We start from the raw sequence: 3,569 nt of genomic DNA, 5'->3' as shown, positions 1-3,569 counted from the left end.
GCTCCCACCTGCTCGAACACCTCTGGCACACACGTGATTGCGAGACCGATCTCTACGGCCTGCGGATCCGCCGCATCCTTGCGGAAGATCGCCCGCATCTGGAGCCTGTCGACGTCGTCGCCTGGCTCGAAGAGCGCGGGTACGAGGCGCGAGAGGGAGACGCGGCCATCACGGAGTTCGAACAGGAAAGAGGCCGGCTGCTGTCCGAGCTGCGGGTCTTGACGCCCGATCAACTGGCCAGGGTCGGCGTTCGCGCCGACGGATCCGAAATCTCCGTTCTCGCCATCATCCGGCAATTGGCCCTGCACGATCAGGACCATCGCTGGCGAGTGGCAGCCATCCTGCGCGGCTTCACGGAGGCTGCGACACCTGCACGAGGATAGGCCCCGTGTCGCTTGTCCAGGTGTCCATCCTCATGGCCGTGTCGACCTTATTCGGCATCGCCTTCGCATTCGCCGAGATCCACGAGCTGAGTGCCTGGTGGAAACGCTGCCTGCGAGAACGGCAGGGGTTAGACCAAACGTCAGGCAGAACCCTGGCCAGCCCGCTGCTTCGCATTGATAGCCGGTGTCGATCCAGTCGCGCTGTCAGCCAATGCAGCCTCATGCATCCACGCTTCGTATCCCCCCTTCAGCGGTCGCGCATCGAGATAGCCTTGGGCGATCAGGCGCCGCGCCGCCTCGATGGCGCCGGCGTCTTGCGGGCACGCACACATCGTCACCACGGCGCGGTGCTTCGGCCAGTCGCGCACCGCGTGCTCCAGGCGGTCGTGTTCGGCCACCACCGCGCCGACAATAGGGCCGGTCTGGGCGATCATGCTGGCACCGCGAAGATCCAGCAGCAGCGGCGGCTGCGCAGTAGCCAGCGCTGCCCGCAATTTGGCGGCCGTGACATGGGGCAGTGCGCCCAGGCGCCTGAAGCGTCGGCGTTGCCAGAGCTTCCACGCCAGCCACGAGCCAAGGGCCGCGCCGACGGCCGCCGCCGCGAAGCCGCCATGGCGGTCGAGCTCAGCAATCAAGCCGGGCACCGCGCCGCGCACCAGCCAGCCGGTCCCCAGCGCCAAGCCGGCCCACAGCAACGCGCCGATGGCGGCAGCAAGCAGGAAGCCGGCGATTGGCATGCGAAGAGCGCCGGCGACCGGCGGCGCCACCGTCGAGAAGCCGGGGACGAACTTGGCCACCACCAGCGAGGGCAGTCCCCAGCGCACGAAGCGCGCCTCGGTCTGGCTGACGCAGCTGGCTGGGTTGATCGACAAGGTGCACAGGCCCGACAGAACGCGGTAGCCGAATGCACGTCCGGCGCCGTACCACGCGGCGTCGGCCAGCACCGAGGCCAGCACGGCAGCCACCAGCACCTGCCCGAGCGGCAGCGGGCCCAGCGCTAGGCTTCCGGCCAGCAACAGCGTTGGCACCGCGGGCACGGGCAGCCCCAGTTGCTGCATCAGCACGTTGAGGAAGACGACCGGCACTACGTTGCGCTCGACAGCGACTGCGATTTCGGTAGCGATCATGGTCGAAACGAGTTTAGGTCCTTCCCCACGTGCTCGTTGCAGGGGGATCCGGACAACCTGACGCTGCGTGCAGGCAGAAGCGGGGAACACCCGCGGCTGCCGGCTGCCCCTCGAATGCCGGACCAGCCGGACACTTGCCCGGCACATGCGGGCGCAGCGGCGGTCCAAAGCCTGGATGCGGGTGATCCCCGGGGACGGAGGGGTTAGGCCTCGCGTTCCGACGGTGGATCATTGTTCAAGGGCATTTCGTCAAAGAACTTCCAAGTATCTGCGCCATCGAACCGGCGCACCTTCACGGATGCTGTGAACTCGGGATCAAAGTTGCCCAAGTGGACGCCATGCTTTGCGCCTGGCTTGAGTTCGATCGGCTCCCAGTGGGTCACACAACCGCAAGTCTGACAGCGGATCGTCCTCATTGTTCCGTCGCGTTGAATGTACTCGGCAGTGTTCTCGGGGTGCCCCTGGATCTCGACTGTGCCGAACTCGAAGTAGACCCACGGTCCGCCGATGCGACGACATAGCGAGCAATTGCACGAAGTAGCCACGGTGGGTGTGGAAGGGAGCTTCAGCTTGACAGCGCCGCAGTGGCAGGAACCTTGGTGCATGGAAGGGGCCTTTCGAAGAGCGCGGGAACCCGCGGCATTGGTGATTGCCTGATTGGCGATGATCCTCAGTCACAGGCTCACAGGGTGAGCTTGTCGGAGCGAAAGATGTCTGCGTGCGCCGCTTCTTACCATCGCCCTCCTCGGGCGAGTGTCCGCTGTGTTTCGGAACGCGTCCTTCGGTGCCGGCTGTGCGCAAGGGTAGGTCAACGTCGTGACGAGGCCTGGCCAACGGCTGCTGCCGGTGGCGTTGAACCGGGACTGTCGACCCGTTGCTGACGGCCAGCCCACGGGGGGCGAGTGGCCCGTCCGCAGCGGTTGGAGCCGGTCGCGGGCCGCTCCCCTACTCACGCTGACTGGCACCAAGCAGTCGTTGGGCCCAGGGAGAAGTGCGGGCTCGAACGTCAGCTGTACGAGGTACTGCGGCCGTAGGAGCTCCACGAGAAGGTTCACGCCGCGTCGGCGACCGCTTCACTATTGCTCGAACTCGCGGTCCCGACCCTGAAGAGACATCCGCTGTCCTGGTATCGCTGTCCCAAAGCTGCCGGTCGAACGCGCAACAGGCACCCGTTGGAGGGCCCCGCATCGTCCTTCCGTCTAGATTGATTCGGTTTGGCTGCACAGCCGGAGCTGGCGCGGCTTCCAGTTCGGTGGGCGTGGGGCCGGTGCAAGGCTGGCACATCCGCCGACTCCAAGAAGTCAGTGGGAGTCGTGCGTTTCGTAGGTTGGACACCGCGCCAGGCTGCTCGACGGAGTTCGATCTTCACCGGTTCTGTCAGCGCAGCTCCGACGACATCCGGGCCGTCAAGGAGCGCTTTCGATCGGACAGACGACCTGCTGAACGAGCTTCAGCTCTTGTTTCTAAGGTGCCCTTGTTCGCGCGCGTTTTAGGACGCTAGCGGCCTGTGGGGCACACACCCACTGGAGGCCGCATGAATACTCGGTTTCCTGACCCCCTCTTCGCGAGGCTCTAAAGGCGCCAAGCCAATCCCCGGACAGCAACGCTTGGCTGACCAAAGCGTCCGGGGACGCAGCAGAGATCGCATCTTTGTTTGCAGGGTCAATATCAACTAGTTTGCATTGGCCATAAAAGAGCGCCTAATGAATTACCAGAATAGGGAGTTCATATGAAGCGCAACGTAGGCGACTTTCAGGATGATGTACACCAAGCCGTTGACATCGGATTTGCGGTGGCAGATTTGTTTGGCGGTCTATTTGGYAACGTAACTCACCGTAAGAAGCTTTGGAAGTCGAGGCGCGACGACTACTCAGACAGCGTAGAACTCTGCTGGGATAACTCAGCGAGCCAGCTTTACGTCGTGTACAACCAAACGAATTCGGTAGGGGCAGCCGTGTGCTTGTCCTGCTGCGACGGACCCGGAATGGGAGCCGATGTATACCCTATTCAGTTGGAGCCGGACCAAGCCGTATATCTGCCGAGCTTGACGCCATATGTC

4 protein-coding genes are annotated in these 3,569 nt (G+C 63.8%); 2 read left to right on the top strand and 2 right to left on the bottom strand.

Annotated elements, in window-relative coordinates; all coding sequences use genetic code 11:
- Positions 1 to 383 (top strand): DinB family protein (locus AC1DYI_RS29730; protein ID WP_477207724.1); only part of this gene is annotated, 383 nt, incomplete at its 5' end.
- A 140-nt stretch (positions 384 to 523) separates the two neighbouring features.
- On the opposite strand, the gene AC1DYI_RS29725 is transcribed toward AC1DYI_RS29730, so the two are convergent.
- Together AC1DYI_RS29725 and AC1DYI_RS29720 are read right to left on the bottom strand one after the other, a co-directional pair.
- Positions 524 to 1,510 carry a VTT domain-containing protein gene (locus tag AC1DYI_RS29725; protein WP_477207723.1) on the bottom strand — a complete coding sequence of 329 codons (987 nt, stop codon included), beginning with the start codon at positions 1,508 to 1,510 and terminating at the stop codon, positions 524 to 526.
- 203 nt (positions 1,511 to 1,713) lie between these two features.
- Positions 1,714 to 2,115 (bottom strand): GFA family protein, encoded by a 402-nt coding sequence (locus AC1DYI_RS29720; protein WP_477207722.1) that lies wholly within the window; start codon positions 2,113 to 2,115, stop codon positions 1,714 to 1,716.
- A gap of 1,124 nt (positions 2,116 to 3,239) precedes the next feature.
- Here AC1DYI_RS29720 and AC1DYI_RS29715 point away from each other — a divergent pair.
- Positions 3,240 to 3,569, top strand: a 330-nt coding sequence (locus AC1DYI_RS29715; RefSeq protein ID WP_477207721.1) for a hypothetical protein, incomplete at its 3' end; no start/stop codon positions are given.

It is taken from the genome of Ideonella sp. P3_A4 (assembly GCF_056403075.1).
Note: the sequence above shows the minus strand (reverse complement) of the source record. Positions and strands in the feature narration are given on the sequence as shown.